The 17,729-nt window shown below is 60.6% G+C and carries 15 protein-coding genes; 12 read left to right on the plus strand and 3 right to left on the minus strand.

Going from position 1 to position 17,729, the window contains the following annotated elements; translation table 11 throughout:
* The first annotated feature begins 136 nt into the window (after window positions 1-136).
* The 5 genes from O9X91_RS18520 (at window position 137) to O9X91_RS18540 (ending at window position 4,440) form a co-directional block, all read left to right on the plus strand.
* A complete protein-coding gene (locus O9X91_RS18520) occupies window positions 137-1,087 on the plus strand; it encodes an ABC transporter permease (protein WP_142913174.1) in 951 nt (316 codons plus the stop codon).
* The gene (locus O9X91_RS18525; protein ID WP_003499034.1) at window positions 1,084-1,905 is read left to right on the plus strand and encodes an ABC transporter permease; all 822 of its coding nucleotides are present in this window, start codon (window positions 1,084-1,086) and stop codon (window positions 1,903-1,905) included. Before O9X91_RS18520 ends, O9X91_RS18525 begins: the two co-directional genes overlap by 4 nt.
* A 52-nt stretch (window positions 1,906-1,957) precedes the next feature.
* Window positions 1,958-3,355, plus strand: a complete 1,398-nt coding sequence (locus O9X91_RS18530; RefSeq protein WP_142913173.1) for an amidase — start codon at window positions 1,958-1,960, stop codon at window positions 3,353-3,355.
* A 97-nt stretch (window positions 3,356-3,452) separates the two neighbouring features.
* A complete protein-coding gene (locus O9X91_RS18535; protein WP_003523156.1) occupies window positions 3,453-4,019 on the plus strand; it encodes a DJ-1/PfpI family protein in 567 nt (188 codons plus the stop codon).
* 70 nt (window positions 4,020-4,089) lie between these two features.
* Complete coding sequence (locus tag O9X91_RS18540) at window positions 4,090-4,440, plus strand: ribbon-helix-helix domain-containing protein (RefSeq protein WP_142913171.1); 351 nt, start codon at window positions 4,090-4,092, stop codon at window positions 4,438-4,440.
* 129 nt (window positions 4,441-4,569) lie between these two features.
* Here the strand turns inward: O9X91_RS18540 and O9X91_RS18545 are convergent, their stop codons facing one another.
* The 3 genes from O9X91_RS18545 to O9X91_RS18555 all read right to left on the minus strand — a co-directional run bounded on the left by O9X91_RS18545 (window position 4,570) and on the right by O9X91_RS18555 (window position 8,347).
* Window positions 4,570-5,490 (minus strand): ABC transporter permease, encoded by a 921-nt coding sequence (locus tag O9X91_RS18545; protein ID WP_077984078.1) that lies wholly within the window; start codon window positions 5,488-5,490, stop codon window positions 4,570-4,572.
* Entirely contained in the window at window positions 5,483-6,493 is a 1,011-nt protein-coding gene (locus O9X91_RS18550) for an ABC transporter permease (protein WP_077984077.1), read from the minus strand. Before O9X91_RS18550 ends, O9X91_RS18545 begins: the two co-directional genes overlap by 8 nt.
* Window positions 6,494-6,637: 144 nt before the next feature.
* On the minus strand, window positions 6,638-8,347 hold the full coding sequence (locus O9X91_RS18555) for a peptide ABC transporter substrate-binding protein (RefSeq protein ID WP_077984076.1): 1,710 nt from the start codon (window positions 8,345-8,347) through the stop codon (window positions 6,638-6,640).
* Window positions 8,348-8,652: 305 nt separating this feature from the next.
* On the opposite strand from O9X91_RS18555, the gene O9X91_RS18560 reads away from it, so the two are divergent.
* From O9X91_RS18560 to O9X91_RS18590, 7 genes are all read left to right on the plus strand, one after another.
* Entirely contained in the window at window positions 8,653-9,816 is a 1,164-nt protein-coding gene (locus O9X91_RS18560; protein ID WP_077984141.1) for a M20 aminoacylase family protein, read from the plus strand.
* A gap of 48 nt (window positions 9,817-9,864) precedes the next feature.
* A complete protein-coding gene (locus O9X91_RS18565; protein WP_142913167.1) occupies window positions 9,865-11,715 on the plus strand; it encodes an ABC transporter ATP-binding protein in 1,851 nt (616 codons plus the stop codon).
* 655 nt (window positions 11,716-12,370) lie between these two features.
* Window positions 12,371-13,750, plus strand: coding sequence for a GH1 family beta-glucosidase (locus tag O9X91_RS18570; RefSeq protein ID WP_269833800.1), 1,380 nt, complete (start codon window positions 12,371-12,373; stop codon window positions 13,748-13,750).
* 364 nt (window positions 13,751-14,114) lie between these two features.
* Window positions 14,115-14,744, plus strand: a complete 630-nt coding sequence (locus tag O9X91_RS18575; protein WP_269833801.1) for an NAD(P)H-dependent oxidoreductase — start codon at window positions 14,115-14,117, stop codon at window positions 14,742-14,744.
* 368 nt (window positions 14,745-15,112) lie between these two features.
* Window positions 15,113-16,153, plus strand: a complete 1,041-nt coding sequence (locus tag O9X91_RS18580) for a methionine ABC transporter ATP-binding protein (protein WP_077984071.1) — start codon at window positions 15,113-15,115, stop codon at window positions 16,151-16,153.
* Entirely contained in the window at window positions 16,143-16,811 is a 669-nt protein-coding gene (locus tag O9X91_RS18585) for a methionine ABC transporter permease (protein WP_077984070.1), read from the plus strand. The genes O9X91_RS18580 and O9X91_RS18585 overlap by 11 nt, the downstream gene beginning before the upstream one ends.
* A 33-nt stretch (window positions 16,812-16,844) precedes the next feature.
* Window positions 16,845-17,624, plus strand: coding sequence for a MetQ/NlpA family ABC transporter substrate-binding protein (locus O9X91_RS18590; protein WP_077984069.1), 780 nt, complete (start codon window positions 16,845-16,847; stop codon window positions 17,622-17,624).
* Window positions 17,625-17,729 lie beyond the last annotated feature (105 nt).

A 17,729-nucleotide genomic window follows, 5' to 3' on the forward strand; every position in this document is an offset into this window, starting at 1 on the left:
CGGACGCGCGTCGACTGGATCCTTGTGACATCCTCGGGCATGTTCCGGGGAACAGGGATGAGGGAGGAATGCGCGGGATGACAGCAAATCTCTCCACGATATCCGGCTACAAAACCAAGCAAGGAGAAGATGCCAGATGTTAGCCGTCCTCATCCGGCGTCTTTTAAGCCTCGTCATCACGCTGTTTGCCGTTTCCCTCATCATCTATATCGTCATGGGCCTGCTGCCGGGCGATCCGGCGGCCATCATGCTCGGAACCTCGGCGAGCCCCGATACGCTCGCGGCGCTGCAGAAGCAGATGGGCCTCGATCAGCCGCTGCCGCTGCGTTATCTCCACTGGTTGGCCGGCGTGTTTCATGGCGATCTCGGGCAATCCTATACCTATGGCGTGCCGGTTGCGGGGCTGATCCTGGAGCGGCTGGCCGTTACCCTGCCGCTTGCGCTGCTGGCAGTCTGCCTTTCGGTGGCCACCGCCATTCCGCTCGGCGTGGCCGCGGCGAGGAGCCGCAACGGGGCGCTGGATTTTGCGGCCGGGCTATTTTCGCATGTGGGCATTGCCGTGCCCGGCTTCTGGGTCGGGCTGCTGCTCATCATCGTCTTTTCCACCACGCTCGGCTGGATGCCGGCCGGCGGTTTTCCCGGCTGGACGCCGAACTTTTCAGCGGGTCTCACGGCGCTCATCCTTCCGGCGGTCGCGCTGGCGCTGTCGCAGGCCGGAGTTCTCACGCGTGTGTGCCGCTCCGCCGTGCTGGAAGTGATGAATGAGGATTTCGTGCGCACCGCACGCGCCAAGGGCCTGAGCGAGCGGGTGGCGCTGTGGCGGCATGCGGTGCCGAATGCAATGATCCCTGTCGTCACCATGATCGGCCTGCAATTCACCTTCCTCATTGCCGGCGCGGTGCTGGTGGAGAATGTCTTCAACCTGCCGGGCCTCGGGCGGCTTGCCTATCAGGCGCTGACCCAGCGCGACATCGTCGTCATGCAATCCGTCGTGCTGTTCTTCTCGGCGTTGGTGATCGTCATGAATTTCGTGGTCGATATCGCCTATCTCTTCATCGATCCGAGACTGCGGGCAGGTGCGCGATGATGCGATTGATCCGCCGCCGCCCCGCCTTTGCCGTCGGCATCGCCGTCACGGTCTTTCTGGTCGCAGTCGCCCTGCTGTCGCTGGTCTGGACGCCGGTGTCCCCAACAAAGATGCAGATCGTTCAGAAGCTGAAATCGCCCTTCGTTTACGGGGGTCTCGGCACGGATCATTTCGGCCGCGACGTGTTGTCGATGCTGATGGCCGGTGCGTGGAACTCGCTGTCGACCTCCATCGCCGCCGTCGCCATCGGCGCATTTATCGGCACGACCATCGGCGTTGCGGTTGCGGCGCTGCGCGGTTTCACCGAAACCGTGGTCATGCGCATCTGCGACATCATCTTCGCCGTGCCGCCCATCCTGTCGGCGATGATGCTCGGCGCTTTCATCGGCACGGGCCGTTTCACCGCCATCATCGCCATCGCCACCTTCATGGTGCCTGTGTTTGCCCGGCTGACGCTGGGGGCGGCGTTGCAGATATGGTCGCGGGAATATGTCACCGCCGCCACCAGCATTGGCCAGAACCGCGCCAAGATCACGCTTTTCCATATCGTGCCGAATATTTCCAACCAGATCATCGTGCAGGTGACGATCCAGCTCGGTCTTGCGATATTGACGGAAGCCGGCCTTTCTTTCCTCGGTCTCGGCATGCCGCCGCCCGCCGCTACCTGGGGGCGGATGCTGGCCGATGCCCAGACCTATCTCGGAACAGCACCCTGGCTTGCCATCATGCCCGGCCTTGCGATTGCGCTCGCCGTCTTCGGCCTCAATCTTCTCGGCGATGGCCTGCGCGACCTGCTGGACCCGCGCGATACAAGCTGACCGTTTCAAGCCGATATCGCCCCTATTTCCTGTTTTCTGACGAGACGATGCCATGACCGATCTCATAGACCTCAACACGCTCGAAATCCTGGCGCTTTACTCGGATAAGAAGCTTTCACCATCCGAATATTGGCAGGCGGTGGAAGCGCGTATCGATGCTTTCGAACCGGTGGTGAACGCGCTTTACGCCTATGATCCAGAGGATGCACGAAGGCAGGCGCTGGCCTCGACGGAGCGCTGGCAAAAGGGCGAAACGCTCGGGGCCCTCGATGGCATTCCGGTCTCGCTCAAGGAATTGATCGCCACGAAAGGCCATCCCGTGCCGCTTGGCACCAAAGCGGTGGAACTGGTGCCGGCGGTTGAGGACGCGCCGGTGGCCGCCCGCTGCCGTGAGGATGGCGCGATTATTTACGCCAAGACGACCTGCCCGGATTACGGCATGCTTTCCTCCGGCCTTTCCAGTTTCCACAAGCTCAGCCGCAATCCGTGGGACCCCACCCAGAACCCCGGCGGTTCCAGCGCCGGTGCGGCCTCGGCCGGGGCTGCGGGTTACGGCACGCTGCATATCGGCACGGATATTGGCGGCTCGGTGCGGCTGCCGGCGGGGTGGACCGGCCTCTTCGGTTTCAAGCCGAGCCAAGGCCGTATCCCGGTCGATCCCTTTTATACCGGCCGCTGCGCCGGGCCGATGACCCGCAGCGTTGCCGACGCCGCCTATGCCATGGCGACGCTTTCGCGGCCCGACTGGCGCGACGGCACGGCGCTGCCGCCCAACGATATCGACTGGATGAACCTCGATATTAATGTGAAGGGCCGGAAAATCGGCCTGATGCTGGATGCCGGCTGCGGCCTGCCGCTGGAAAATGAGGTGCGCGACGCCGTGCTTTCCGCCGCGAAACTGTTCGAGGCGGCGGGCGCCATCGTCATCCCGGTCGAGCCGGTGCTGACACGCGAGATGCTGGACGGGCTGGACGATTTCTGGCGGGCGAAGTTCTGGGGCGACATGGCGGCGCTGAGCGCAGACCGTCGCGCCGCTATCCTTCCCTATATTCATGAATGGGCGCAGAAGGGCGCGGATGTCTCCGGCGCGCGCGCCGTTTTCGGTTTCAACCAGACCATGGAAATGCGTAAGGCGTGCGGGCGGTTGATGCAGCAGGTGGATGCGGTGATTTCACCGGTCAATCCTATTGTGTCCTATCCGGCCGACTGGGCCTCGCCCACCAACGATCCCCAACGTCCCTTCGAACATATCGCCTTCACGGTCCCGTGGAACATGTCGGAACAGCCGGCATCCTCGATCAATTGCGGCTTCTCCAGATCGGGCATGCCCATCGGCTTGCAGATCGTCGGGCCGCGTTACGAGGATTTGTTCGTGCTGAAGCTTTCAAAAGCCTTCGAGAATTGGGGCGGCGGCGTGCGGCGCTGGCCACAGCCGCCGCAGGTCCGTTGATCCAAGCTTTATCGGTCCTGTAGTATTGCCATAATACCCGCATCTCGATCCCGCCTGTTAGGGTGCCCAAAGGCATTCGAAAACGGGAGGAAAAGACATGCCGAAGAAGATTTTGATGATCGCCGGCGATTTCGCCGAGGATTATGAGACGATGGTTCCGTTCCAGACGCTGCTGGCGGTCGGCCACACGGTGCACGCCGTCTGCCCCGGCAAGAAGGCGGGCCAGACCATCGCCACGGCCATCCATGATTTCGAGGGCGACCAGACCTATTCGGAAAAACGCGGCCATAATTTTGCGCTCAACGCCACCTTCGCCGATATCAAGGTTGCGGATTACGATGCGCTGGTCATTCCGGGCGGCCGTGCGCCGGAATATCTGCGGCTCAATGCGGATGTGCTTTCGGCGGTGAAACATTTCTTCGAGGCCGACAAGCCGGTGGCCGCCGTCTGCCATGGCGCGCAATTGCTCGCGGCCGCCGGCGTCCTGAAGGGCCGCACCTGTTCGGCATATCCCGCCTGCCGCCCCGAAGTGGAACTGGCGGGCGGCACCTATGCCGATATCGCCATCGATGCGGCCGTTACCGACGGCAAACTGGTGACGGCGCCCGCATGGCCGGCGCATCCGGCCTGGCTTTCGCAATTCATGGCCGTGCTTGGCAAATGAGAACGGGGAGACGGGGCTTTTTCCGGTCCCGTTTTCCGCCTATCTTTCAAGCGTGGTGAGGGAGGAAACCATGTGCAAGCTTTTCATCAAGGCAGACCCGGCGCTTTGGGAGAGCCATACGCGGTCGCTCAGGATCGATGGCATGGTCACCAGCGTGCGGCTCGAGAATTTCTTCTGGGCGACGCTGGACGAGATCGCGCGGCGTGACGGCATGAACAGCGTGCAGCTCATCGCCAAGCTTTATAATGAATCGATCGATGCCGGGCACGATCTCGGCAACTTCACCTCGTTCCTGCGGGTCTGCTGCGGGCGTTATCTGGCGCTTCAGCTTTCCGGCGATATTCCGGCACGGACAGATGTTCCGATTGCGGCACTGGATGCCGACAGCATCCTTGAGGCGGAGCAGGTGAATTATCACTAGTTGGTCACAGTACACTCGACGTCATCCTCGGGCTTGTCCCGAGGATCTGCCGACGTATCGTTTTTTTCGACGTGATTAGATCCTCGGGACAAGCCCGAGGATGACGTGGTAATGGTTAGACGATTCCCCTCAGCTCTTCAGCGAGCGCGGGTCGAGCGCATCGCGCACCGCATCACCGATATAGTTGACACTCAGAACAGTCAGCGAAATCGCCAGGCCCGGCCACAGCACGCGCGAGGGCGTCAATTGCAGGAAGTTCGCGCCATCGAATAGCAGCCGTCCCCAGGTCGGGAAATCGGAGGGGAAGCCGAGGCCGAGGAAGGACAGCGCCGATTCCGTGATGATGGCGGCGGCAATGCCGAGCGTGGCCGAGACCATGATCGAACTCAGCACATTCGGCAATATATGCCTGAGAATGATGCGGTATTCGCGCATGCCGCTCGATTTCGCCGCGATGATGAATTCCTGGCTTTTGATCGTCAGCACATCGCCGCGCACGATGCGGGCCGTATGCATCCAGCTGGTTATCCCGATCACGAACACGATCAGGATGAAGATGCCTGTTTCCGGCCCGAAGGCCGCGCGCAGCGTATCGCGAAACAGCATCAGGATGACAAGCAGCAGCGGCAAAAGCGGCAGGGCCAGGAACAGGTCGGTCAGCCGCATCAAGGGGCCGTCCAGCCTGCGGAAGTAACCCGATAGAACACCCACCAGCGTCCCGAGGAACAGCGCCAGCAGCATGGCGGTGATGCCGACGGCAAGCGAGATACGCCCGCCGGCCAGAACCTGCGCCAGCATGTCCTTGCCGAGATTATCGGTGCCGAAAGGATGTGCGAGCGACGGCCACTGGTTGCGCGCCTTCACATTGATGGCGTTGGGTGCCACGGTGTGGATATAGGGGCCGACATAGACCGCCAGCAGGATGAAGATGAAGACGAAGAGGCCCGCCACCCCGCCCTTGTGAACGCGGAACTGTTTCCACATGTCGGCAAGGGCGGATTGTGTGGGGGTGGCCGCAACCGTCGGCCCTTCTATAGTGGCGTCAGTCATAGCGGATCCTCGGGTCGAGAATGCCGTACAGCACGTCGGCAATCAGGTTGAAGAGCACGATCAGCACCGCGAAAATGAAGGTCAGCGTTTGCACCAGCGGAATATCTGCGCCCTGAACCGCGGTGATCAGCAACTGGCCAAGCCCGTTCACGCGAAATATCTGCTCGGTGATGATGGCGCCCGAAAAGATGGTCGGCACACCGAGCGCAATCACCGTCACAACCGGAATCAGGCTGTTGCGCAGCACGTGGATGAGCAGCACGGATTTTTCCTTCACGCCCTTGGCGCGTGCGGTGCGCACATAATCCTGATGCAGATTGTCGAGCATGGAGGCGCGCACGAAGCGGCTGATCTGCGAGACATTATAGAGCGTCAGCACCAACACCGGCAGGAACATCTGCTTCACCTGTGCCACGAAGCTCGCCCAGTCCCTGACTTGCAGATTGGTGTCGTAGACCGACGGGAACCATTGCAGGTAGGAGCTGAAGATGACGACCAGCAGCACGCCGGTAAAGAAGGTCGGCACCGAATAACCGACCATGGAAACGAAGGTGCCGATCTGGTCGAAGATCGAATATTGCTTGTAGGCGGAGACGACGCCGATCGGGATCGCCAGCAGCGCACCGAAAAGATAGGCGAGGCCCACCACCCACAGCGTCTGCGGCATGCGCTGAATGACGAGATCGACCACCGGGCTGCGTGTCGCCCAGGAGAGCACCCGCATGCGGCTGCCATCGCCGATCTGCCAGCCGGTCAGCTTTTCCAGGAGGTTCAGCGGTTCGTTGATGAAGAATTGCTGCAGCCACATCAGATAGCGGATGAAGAAAGGCTGATCGAGGCCGAGCGAGGCGCGGATCTGTTCGCGCACTTCCGGCGGGATGGTGAGCGGCAGGTCGCCGGTCGGATCGTTCGGCGCAAGATCGAGTAGCGCGAAGATGACGAAGCTGATGACAAGCAGCGTCGGTACGGCAAAGGCCAGCCGCCGGAGCGTAAAGGTAAACATCTGAAACTCTCCAGACCCAGAGCGCGGCGCGACGAAAACCGGGATCGTTTTCGCCATGAACGCGGCAAATGTGTCTTCAGATCATGGTCCTGGGGCATGCAGAAGGCCGGCCTCTCCCGGGGGAGAAGCCGGCGCATCCGCGTGTTACTTCTTGCGGGACCAGTCCGCGACGTTCCAGAGTTCCGAGTCCCAGGCATTCATGCGAACGCCTTCCAGCGTCAGCGAATGCGAGGAAACGCTGCCGCGGTGAATGAGCGGAATATGCGCGCCTTCTTCCGTCAGCATGTCGTTCAGCTGCTTGGAGAGCTCGGCGCGCTTGTCAAGCTCGGCGGTCTTGGAGAGTTCGCCCACCAGCTTGTCGAATTCCGGGTTGCAATAACGCGGAATATTCTGGCCCTGCCAGCCGTTTTCCGGGGCCGGGATCTTGTCGCACAGCCATTCCGCCAGATATTTTTCCGGGTCCGTGCCGTCGAAATTGTTGGTGTACATTTCGACATCGGCATAAAATTTTTGGAAGGTGTCCGGGCTTGCCGGGTCACCGCCGAAGAAGACCGAGGCGCTGACATTGCGCAGTTCCGCAGCGACGCCGATCTGCGACCACATATCCTTCACCAGTTCCTGCGTGGCCTGGCGAACCGAGTTGGTGGAGGTCTGGTAGAGGAAAGAAAGCTTCACGCCATCCTTGGCGCGGATGCCGTCTGCGCCCTTTACCCAGCCGGCGTCGTCGAGCAGCTTGTTTGCGCCTTCCACATCCTGCTTCAGGCACCAGCTGTCATTCTTGGTGGAAGCGACGGCTTCCGGAGCCGGTACGATGTTGCAGGTCGGCTTGCCCGCTTCGCCATAACCCGCTTCGTCGATGATATCGCGGTCGATGGCGAGCGAAAGCGCACGGCGCACGGCGGGATCGGAAAGGGCTGGGTGCGGGCCGGCCTGCTTGGTGGAGCGCTTGTCGCCCAGCGAAGGATCGGCATTGTACCAGTTGAGATTGATACGCTCGACCTGGGTACCGAAGGCGGTCTCCAGCTTGCCCTTGCCGGCGGCCACCATGGTGGCGAGGATTTCCGGCTCCACCTGCATGTTCCAGGCATAATCGAATTCGCCGGTTTCAAGCACGGCGCGTGCGGCGGAAGCGGCGTCACCGCCGCCCTTCAGCGTCGCTGTGGCGAAGGCGGGCTTGGCGGGGTCGCGGTAATTGGTGTTGGCGACGAAGCTGATCACGTCATTCGGCTTGAAATCCTTGACCACGAAGGGTCCGGTGCCGATGGGGCCGAAATTGGCGGATGTGCAGCCGGGAGCTGCGGCGCCGACGCAGTTTTCGAACTGCTTTTTCTGGATGACCGGCGACTGTGCGCCCACGAATGCGGAGTAGGGATAAGGTTTCGGTTCGGTGAAGCTGACCTTGACGGTGTGGTCGTCGATGGCCTCGACATTCTTCACGCCCTCATATTGCGCCGCCTGCGCGCAGCCGCCATCCGGTGCGGTGCAATATTTCCAGGTGAAAATGACGTCCTCGGCGGTGAACGGCGTGCCATCCGACCATTTCACATCGCTCTTCAGCTTCCAGGTCATGCTGAGCAGATCCTTCGCGACGCCGCCATTTTCGATCGTCGGAATTTCGGTGACCAGCATCGGTACCAGCTCGCCCTTTTCGTCGTAGCGCGCCAGCGGCTCAATCACCATGGACGAGCTGTAGACTTCCTTCGTGCCACCGGAAAGATAAGGGTTAAGTGTCGATACGGCCTGCCAGAACAGGATTTTCAGTTCGCCGTCACTGCCGCGCTCGGCATGGGCGACAGAGCCTGCAAAGGCCATGGCCGCCACCGTGCTGGCAAAGAGAACGCTGCGCTTCTTCATTGTGGTTTTCCCCTTTTTGGATTTTATCTGTTTGAATGTTTGACGCTTTTCCCGTCGTCGCACGCAAGGTCTATTTTGCTAACTATTTGACTTTGCTAAGGAATATTCCTCCATTCCCGACGATGCTATTGTCAGTTTTTTTGAAATGCAAGTCCCAATGTCTCTTTGGTGAACAAATTTTGAGCCATTCAGTTTTGGGCCTATTTTTCGCTCATGCAGCAAATTTCATGCTTGCAAAACGAGAAATTCCAAACGCAATATGGCGTCCGACAACCCGGCGGGGAACAAAAAAAGGGAAAAAGAGAATGCCGATATTGAACCGTGTGGCTGAAATGCAGGAAGAAGTTGCCGGCTGGAGGCGCCATCTGCATGAACACCCGGAACTCCTCTACGATGTCTTCGAAACATCGAAATTCGTGGCGGAAAAGCTGAAATCCTTCGGCTGCGACGTGGTCGAGACCGGCATCGGCCAGACCGGCGTGGTCGGCATCATCAAGGGCCGGCACGGGGATGGCCCGACCATCGGTTTCCGCTCCGACATGGACGCACTGCCGATCCTCGAGACGAGCGGAAAGCCCTGGGCTTCGAAGACGCCCGGCAAGGCCCATTCCTGCGGTCATGACGGGCATACCGCCATGCTTTTGGGTGCGGCGCAATATCTGGCAGAGACCCGCAATTTCAAGGGCTCCGTGGCGGTGATCTTCCAGCCGGCGGAAGAGGGCGGCGCGGGCGCGCTCGCCATGCTGAACGACGGAATGATGGAGAAATTCGGCATTTCGCAGGTCTATGGCATGCATAACGAGCCGGGCATTCCGGTCGGGCAATTCGCCATCCGCAAGGGGTCGACCATGGCGGCGGCGGATAGTTTCGAAATCGTCATCACCGGCAAGGGCAGCCATGCGGCCGCGCCGCATCTTTCCATCGATCCGGTTTTGACCTCGGCGCATGTCATCATCGCCCTGCAATCCATCGTTTCGCGGGAGACGGACCCTTTGAAATCGCTGGTCGTCACCGTCGCCACCACCCATGGCGGCACGGCCGTCAATGTCATTCCAGGCGCCGTTACGTTGACGGGAACGGTGCGCACGCTGTTGCCGGAAACCCGCGATTTCGCCGAAAAGCGCCTGAAGGAAGTGGCGACCGCCACCGCCATGGCACATGGCGCGACCGTCGAAGTGAAATATCATCGCGGTTATCCCGTCACCTTCAACCACAGTGACGAAACCGAATTCGCGACCGGCGTGGCGATGGGCGTGGCCGGTGCGAACGCCGTCAACACCAACCCCAACCCGCATATGGGGGCGGAGGATTTTTCCTACATGCTGGAAGCGCGTCCTGGCGCCTTCATCTTCATCGGCAACGGCGATACCGCCGGGCTGCACAATGCGGCCTATGATTTCAACGACGATGCGCTGCCTTACGGCATCAGCTACTGGGTTTCGATGGCCGAAACCGCGCTTGCTGCGTAAGACACCCGGCGGCCTTCATGGCCGCCTTCTGCTTTTCAGGAGATTGGCATGCTTTTGGCGGCGACGTCCATGGAACAGACCGGCGGTTCGGTAAGCCCGGTTTTATCGGTTCAAAATCTCACCACATCCTTCCGCGTCGATGGCGGCTGGAAATCGGTGGTCCGCAACATGAGTTTCGAGATCGCGCCGCGCGAAACGGTGGCGATCGTCGGCGAGAGCGGGTCGGGCAAAAGCGTCACTTCGCTCTCCATCATGCGGCTCCTCGATAAAAAGACGAGCCGTATCGAAGGCAAGGTCATGCTCGGCGGGCGCGACCTGCTGGCGCTGCCGGAAGAGGAGATGCGCAAGGTTCGCGGCAAGGACATCTCAATGATCTTCCAGGAGCCGATGACCAGCCTCAACCCGATCTTCCCCATCGGCAAGCAGATCGCCGAGGCGCTGACCGTGCATCAGGATATTTCCTCATCCGCTGCGAAGGCAGAGGTCATCCGCCTGCTGGAGAAGGTCCGTATTCCCAATGCGAAGAACCGTTTCGACGATTATCCGCACCAGTTTTCCGGCGGCATGCGGCAACGCGTGATGATCGCCATGGCGCTCGCCTCCAAACCGAAGCTGCTGATCGCCGACGAGCCGACAACGGCGCTCGATGTGACAATTCAGGGCCAGATTCTCGACCTGATCAAGCAATTGCAGGAAGAGGAGGGCATGTCCGTCCTCTTCATCACCCATGATATGGGTGTTGTGGCGGAAGTTTCGGACCGCACCATCGTCATGTTCCGCGGCGATGTGGTGGAAACCGGCGCCACCGACGACATCTTCCATCGCGGCCGCCACCCTTATACGCGGGCGCTGCTTTCGGCGGTGCCGAAGCTCGGCTCGATGAAGGAGCGCGTGCTGCCGGCCCGGTTCCCGATCATCGATATCAAGACCGGCGAAAGCCAGCCTGTCGCCGAGGTGAAGGACACGGTCTCCGGAGGCCGCACGCCCATTCTTTCGGTAAAGGACCTCACCACCCGTTTCGATATTCGATCCGGCCTTTTCGGCCGCAAATCCGGCGCCGTGCATGCGGTGGAAAAGGTATCCTTCGATCTCGCCGAGGGCGAAACTCTTTCTCTCGTGGGCGAATCGGGGTGCGGCAAGTCCACCACGGGCCGCTCCATCACCCGGCTGATCGAGCCGACATCCGGCAATGTCATGCTCGACGGCTACGAGGTGCTGAAGCTAGACAAGACAACATTGCGCACCATGCGCCGCAGCGTGCAGATGATCTTCCAGGACCCTTTCGCCTCGCTCGATCCGCGCATGAGTATCGGCACGGCGATCATGGAGCCCTTTATCGAGCATCGCCTTGGAAGCAAGCAGCAGGCCCGTGAAAAGGCGGCCGATCTTCTGGAAAAGGTGGGCTTGAGCCCGGATATGATGCGGCGCTTCCCGCATGAATTTTCCGGCGGCCAGCGCCAGCGCATCGCTATTGCCCGCTCGCTGATGCTCGACCCCAAGGTCATCGTCGCCGACGAGGCGGTCTCGGCGCTCGATGTTTCGATCAAGGCGCAGGTCTGCAATCTGCTGCTCGACCTGCAACAGAGCCTCAACCTCGCTTTCCTGTTCATCAGCCATGACATGGCGGTGGTGGAGCGCGTCAGCCATCGTGTGGCGGTGATGTATCTCGGGGAGATCGTGGAGATCGGGCCGCGTGCGGCGGTTTTCGACAATCCGCAGCATCCCTACACGAAAAAGCTCATGTCCGCCGTTCCGGTGCCGGATCCGGCGCGCCGGCAGATCCGGCGCAACATGTCGACGGACGAGATCAAAAGCCCGATCCGGCCGGTGGACTATGTCCCGCCTGAGCGGCGTTACCGCGAGGTTTCGGCGGGGCATCTGGTGCAGGAAGCGGCTTGATCGAGCAATGTCGGCTTCAGGCTGATGCGGAGCGAGCGGTTGCCCTTTGTTGTCTTCTACCCTTCGGGGAAAAGGCGGCCCGAAGGGTCGGGTGAGGGGGGCTGCTCGCGATCTGCCTGAATGGCGAGGACAATTCGGCGCCGCCCCGGTTTCTTTTTCAGTCACTTCCGAAAAAATCCTTCCTCTCTCATCCCCATCACCGCATTTTGGCCGCATCATTCCTCCCGCAACCGGAACGGAAGGGCGATACGCGCGGCGCCTTTCGCGAACCGGAGGCCGGCATCGACAAGCATGGTTCTGGCAGGCCGTGTTTTTGAAAGGCGTTCCGCCGGGCCAGAGGCGGGAAGGACCGATCAGATAGGTGCCGTGAAAAGGCTATAACCCATGGGCTGCTCTGGCTGCCCTGACGATACGGCCCGGTGAATGCAACAACCTCCGCCATCTCCCATCTCCCACCCGCATTCGCCGGGTCGATGCCTTGCGCCGCCGGCAAACCGCTGCGGCGGCAATCCCCCATGCAAAGCGCTTTGAACTTGTAAGTTGCCTGTCCTGAAACGTTGTAGATTCCTGCCGCCCACGACTGTACCTGTCGGCCGACATGGTCTAAACCGCTGCTGATCTTTTCAAGCTCGACGGACAGAGAAGGGCCTCGCATATGACCGATCCCAAAACGCTAGCCGCCCGTTTCCCCGGCGATTTCCTGTTCGGCGTCGCGACCGCCTCGTTCCAGATCGAAGGCGCCACCCGGGCGGACGGCCGCAAGCCATCCATATGGGATGCCTTCTGCAACATGCCGGGTCACGTCTTCGGACGGCACAATGGCGATATTGCCTGCGACCACTATAATCGCTGGGAAGAGGACCTCGATCTCATCAAGGAAATGGGTGTCGAAGCCTATCGTTTCTCCATCGCCTGGCCGCGCATCATCCCCGATGGTTTCGGGCCGATCAACGAGAAGGGGCTCGATTTCTACGACCGCCTCGTGGATGGCTGCAAGGCGCGCGGCATCAAGACCTATGCGACGCTTTACCACTGGGATTTGCCGCTGACTCTGATGGGCGATGGCGGCTGGGCTTCGCGCTCCACCGCGCACGCCTTCCAGCGATATGCCAAGACCGTCATGGCCCGCCTCGGCGACCGGCTGGATGCGGTGGCGACCTTCAACGAACCCTGGTGCGCGGTGTGGCTCAGCCATCTGTATGGCATTCATGCGCCGGGTGAGCGCAACATGGAGGCGGCCCTTGCCGCCATGCATCACATCAATCTCGCTCATGGTTTCGGCGTGGAAGCCTCCCGCCATGTCGCGCCGAAGGTGCCAGTGGGGCTGGTGCTGAATGCCCATTCCGTCATCCCGGCTACCGACAGCGAGGCCGATCTCAAGGCCGCCGAACGGGCCTTCCAGTTCCACAATGGCGCGTTTTTCGATCCGGTCTTCAAGGGTGAATATCCGGTCGAGATGATGGAAGCTCTGGGTGATCGTATGCCCGTCGTGGAGGCGGAAGACCTTTCCATCATCAGCCAGAAGCTGGACTGGTGGGGCCTGAATTATTACACGCCGATGCGCGTCGCCGACGATGCGTCACCGGGCGCAGAATTCCCCGCCACTGCACCCGCCCCGGCCGTCAGCGATGTGAAGACCGATATCGGCTGGGAGGTCTATGCCCCGGCGCTCCAGTCGCTGGTGGAAACGCTCTATAAACGTTACGACCTGCCGGAATGCTACATCACCGAAAACGGTGCCTGCTATAATATGGGCGTCGAAAACGGCGAGGTGGATGACCAGCCGCGTCTCGATTATTACGCCGAACATCTCGGCATCGTCGCCGATCTCATCCGCGACGGTTATCCGATGCGCGGTTATTTCGCCTGGAGCCTGATGGATAATTTCGAATGGGCCGAGGGCTATCGCATGCGCTTCGGTCTTGTGCATGTGGATTATGATACGCAGGTGCGCACGCTGAAGAACAGCGGCAAATGGTACAGCGCGCTGGCTTCGGGCTTTCCCACGGGCAATCACGGTTTGGTGAAACCGTAACGGTTACCTCTCTCATCCCTGTGCTTGTCACACGGATCCAGCCAGCCCAAGTCCTTGGGCTGAGGGAGTCTTTCCGCCACGCGGACGCGTGTCGGCTGGATTCCTGTGACGAGCACAGGAACGAGGGTGGGGAGGCCGCCGCGAGTGAAATTCGGGTCCCGTGTCCTGCTAGGAGCACGGACGTCAGGGTGCGCGGAGAAAGTTTTCTCCACTTATTATCAGTTTTCCAAACTTTTTTGTCGGTTACCCCGTGGTGCCTGCTTGCGCCCGCTGTGCCGCCCCCTATGTCAGACGGGCTACGAAGCGTAGCGCCCATTCTGCCGTCAAGGGGCAGGGCGGGTTGGTCCTCCCAGGGAAAACGAACATGCTTATCGAAAAACTCAACTGGCGTTACGCCACCAAGAAAATGGACCCTTCCAAGACGGTGTCCGAAGACAAGGTCGAGCGCATTGTCGAGGCGGCGCGGCTTGCCCCCACCTCCAGCGGTCTTCAGCCCTTTGAAGTCATCGTCGTCACCGATCCTGAAGTCCGTGCAAAAATTCAGGAGATCGCCTGGAACCAGGCGCAGGTGACCGAAGGCTCGCATCTTTTGGTCTTTGCGGCGTGGGACAATTACACCGAAGAGCGGATCAACCACATGTTCGATCTTGTCAACGAGGAACGCGGCATCAAGAATGAAGGCTGGGAAGCCTATCGCCAGATGTTGCTTTCCACCTATCCGCAGCGCGATCAGCAGGTGAATTTTGAGCACGCCGCCCGTCAGGCCTATATCGGCTTCGGCATGGCCGTGGCGCAGGCCGCTTTCGAGGGCGTGGATTCCACCCCGATGGAAGGTTTCGATCCGGCAAAGCTCGATGAAATCCTCGGCCTGCGCGAGAAGGGCCTGCGCTCGGTCACCATCCTGCCGCTTGGCTATCGCCAGCCGGAAGGCGACTGGCTGGTGAACCTGAAGAAGGTGCGCCGTCCGGCGAAAGAATTCGTCAGCCGCGTCTGATTCTCATATCGTCGCGAAATCTTGACTGCCGCAGGGCCGCCGTGGCGGCTTTGCGGTAGATTTTTTCTCTCTTTTCAGATAATTGAAAAAACATCCCTGTTAAAAGGTGGCGTGTGCGGGCAAGTATGCGCCATCGAATTGCCGATACCCGGCATTTCTGAGTGAAAGCCTGACGAAATGACCCGGAAAATCAGCTGTCATCGAATGTGCCCGAAGGCTGCATGAAGAGAGCGGTTCAGCACCGCAACAGGATTTTTTGAGACCCGATCCGTCACGCATTCCCAGAGTTTACAATGAGTTTTCCATCCAGTGCGGCATCCCCCGCACGCCAAGAACAGGCGGTCCCTGAAGGGTCGGTAAAGGAGCCTATGGTCACGTTTGAAGGCGTGACCAAGACCTTTGGCGGCACGGGCGGCAAGCCCGGCTTCGCAGCCCTTGCCGGTATCGACTACGCCGTGCCGAAAGGCTCCATCACCGGCATCATTGGCCGCTCCGGCGCCGGCAAGTCCACGCTCATCCGCCTCGCCAACGGCCTTGAAAAGCCCTCGACCGGCCGTGTGGTCGTCGACGGCGTCGATGTCGCGGCGCTCGATGAAAAGAGCCTGCGCACGCTGCGCCGTTCCGTCGGCATGATCTTCCAGCACTTCAATCTTTTGTCGTCGCGCACCGCTTTCGACAATGTGGCTCTGCCGCTCGAAATATCAGGCATGGGCAAAAAGGAGATCGAAAGCCGCGTTGCGCCGCTGCTCGATCTCGTCGGCCTTTCCGACAAGGCGAAGCGTTATCCGGCGGAACTCTCCGGCGGCCAGAAGCAGCGTGTCGGCATTGCCCGTGCGCTCGCCACCCAGCCGAAGCTGCTCCTTTCCGACGAGGCGACATCGGCGCTCGATCCGGAAACGACGCAATCCATTCTCGAATTGTTGAAGCGCATCAATGCCGAACTGGGCCTGACCGTGCTGCTCATCACCCATGAGATGGAAGTGGTGAAGACCATCGCCTCGCAGGTGGCCGTCATCGACAGGGGGCTGATCGTTGAGGAAGGCACGACGTTCGATATCTTCACTGCGCCGAAACACGAGACGACCCGCAGCCTGCTGTCATCCTCTGTTGGTGTGAAGCTGCCGCATTGGGTCACTTCGGGCCTGAAACCGCAGGCGGCGGAAGGCGACCGTGTCCTGGTGCGTCTCGTGTTTTTCGGCGAGACGGCCTTCCAGCCGCTGACGGCTCGTCTCGTCGCTGAAATCGGCCCGGACGTGAACATCCTTGCCGGCACAATCGAGGAAATCTCCGGCCAGCCCTTCGGCTCGCTGGTCGTCTCCTATCCGGCGTCTGCGGATGTCACCGCCCGCGCCAATCGCTTTTATGCTGAGACCGGTCTTCACACGGAGGTGCTCGGTTATGTCGCCTGATATGATCTTCAACCTTCTGCTGAAGGGCCTGCTGCAAACCCTTCACATGGTCGCCGTTGCCGGTATCGTCGGCTCGCTGATCGGCGTGCCCATGGGCGTTTTCCTTGCCACCAGCGGCAAGGGCGAGCTGTTTTCCGCGCCGATGACCAACCGCATTCTCGGCCTCGTTGTGAACGCCGCGCGCTCTACGCCCTTCATCATTCTGGTGGTGGCGATCATTCCCTTCACCCGCCTCGTCGCCGGCACCTCCATCGGCACCAGCGCGGCGATCGTGCCGCTGACGGTCGCCACCGTTCCCTTCATCGCAAGGCTGGTGGAAGCGGCGATCCGCGAAGTGGACAAGGGGCTGATCGAGGCTGCCCGCGCCATGGGCGCCACGCCGTTGCAGATCGTCACGAAAGTTCTGCTGGCGGAGGCGAAGCCCGGCATCACGCTGGCGCTCACGCTCACGCTGGTCAGCCTCATCGGTTATTCGGCCATGGTCGGCGCGGTCGGCGGCGGCGGGTTGGGCGATCTCGGCATCCGTTACGGTTACCAGCGCTTCATGCCGGATGTGATGCTGGCCGTGGTTCTGGTGCTCATCGTGCTGGTGCAGCTGGTGCAGAGCGCGGGCGACAGGCTGGCCCGCAGCTTCGACAAGCGGACCCGCAAGAATTAACTGCCTTTATAATAACAACCCAAGGAGACACCCATGAAGAAACTCATTCTCGCGGCTTCGCTCGCCGCTCTCTTCACCGCCGGTCAGGCGCTGGCCGAGACCATCAAGATCGGCGTCACCCCTGCCGAGCATGCGCAGATCATGGAGCAGGTGAAGAAGATCGCGGCCGCCAAGGGTCTTGATATCGATATCGTCGAGTTCTCCGACTATGTCGTGCCGAACCAGGCGCTGGCCGATGGCGAGCTGCAGGCCAACTCCTTCCAGCACCAGCCTTATCTCGACAACCAGATCGCTGACCGCAAGTTCGATCTCGTCAGCGTCGGCACCACCATCACCACCCCGATGGGTGTTTATTCGAAGAAGGTGAAGAACCTTGACGAGCTGAAGGACGGCGCAACCGTCGGCATTCCGAACGACCCGACCAATGGTGGCCGCGCGCTGCTGGTTCTCGCTTCCAAGGGCGTGATCAAGGTCAAGGAAGAGGCCGGCCTCAAAGTGACACCTGCCGACATCACCGAAAACCCGAAGAACATCCAGATCGTCGAACTCGACGCCGCCCAGCTGCCGCGCTCGCTTGACGACACTGACGCGTCTGTCATCAACACCAACTATGCGACGGCTGCCGGCCTCAACCCGAAGAAGGACGCCATCGCCATCGAAAGCGAAAAATCCCCTTACGCGAACGTCATTGCCGTTCGTACGCAGGACAAGGACAAGCCGTGGGTAAAGACGCTGGTTGAATCCTACCAGAGCCCGGAAGTGAAGGCCTTCATTCTGGAAAAGTACAACGGCACGGTCATCCCGTCCTGGTAAGAGACCGCCATATGGCGAAAATAACGACCTCTCCCGCTCGCGGGGGAGGTTTTTTTGTTTTGAAGGCGGGCGCATCCGCCTTTTCTGAAAAACCCCAGGCGTTTT

The sequence above is a fragment of the Agrobacterium salinitolerans genome (assembly GCF_027498475.1).
Taxonomy (GTDB): domain Bacteria; phylum Pseudomonadota; class Alphaproteobacteria; order Rhizobiales; family Rhizobiaceae; genus Agrobacterium; species Agrobacterium salinitolerans.

Coding starts and splice junctions, on each gene's coding strand:
- O9X91_RS18520 (WP_142913174.1), top strand. CDS start 137: ATGTTAGCCGTCCTCATCCGGCGTCTTTTAAGCCTCGTCATCACGCTG.
- O9X91_RS18525 (WP_003499034.1), top strand. CDS start 1,084: ATGATGCGATTGATCCGCCGCCGCCCCGCCTTTGCCGTCGGCATCGCC.
- O9X91_RS18530 (WP_142913173.1), top strand. CDS start 1,958: ATGACCGATCTCATAGACCTCAACACGCTCGAAATCCTGGCGCTTTAC.
- O9X91_RS18535 (WP_003523156.1), top strand. CDS start 3,453: ATGCCGAAGAAGATTTTGATGATCGCCGGCGATTTCGCCGAGGATTAT.
- O9X91_RS18540 (WP_142913171.1), top strand. CDS start 4,090: ATGTGCAAGCTTTTCATCAAGGCAGACCCGGCGCTTTGGGAGAGCCAT.
- O9X91_RS18545 (WP_077984078.1), bottom strand. CDS start 5,490: ATGACTGACGCCACTATAGAAGGGCCGACGGTTGCGGCCACCCCCACA.
- O9X91_RS18550 (WP_077984077.1), bottom strand. CDS start 6,493: ATGTTTACCTTTACGCTCCGGCGGCTGGCCTTTGCCGTACCGACGCTG.
- O9X91_RS18555 (WP_077984076.1), bottom strand. CDS start 8,347: ATGAAGAAGCGCAGCGTTCTCTTTGCCAGCACGGTGGCGGCCATGGCC.
- O9X91_RS18560 (WP_077984141.1), top strand. CDS start 8,653: ATGCCGATATTGAACCGTGTGGCTGAAATGCAGGAAGAAGTTGCCGGC.
- O9X91_RS18565 (WP_142913167.1), top strand. CDS start 9,865: ATGCTTTTGGCGGCGACGTCCATGGAACAGACCGGCGGTTCGGTAAGC.
- O9X91_RS18570 (WP_269833800.1), top strand. CDS start 12,371: ATGACCGATCCCAAAACGCTAGCCGCCCGTTTCCCCGGCGATTTCCTG.
- O9X91_RS18575 (WP_269833801.1), top strand. CDS start 14,115: ATGCTTATCGAAAAACTCAACTGGCGTTACGCCACCAAGAAAATGGAC.
- O9X91_RS18580 (WP_077984071.1), top strand. CDS start 15,113: ATGGTCACGTTTGAAGGCGTGACCAAGACCTTTGGCGGCACGGGCGGC.
- O9X91_RS18585 (WP_077984070.1), top strand. CDS start 16,143: ATGTCGCCTGATATGATCTTCAACCTTCTGCTGAAGGGCCTGCTGCAA.
- O9X91_RS18590 (WP_077984069.1), top strand. CDS start 16,845: ATGAAGAAACTCATTCTCGCGGCTTCGCTCGCCGCTCTCTTCACCGCC.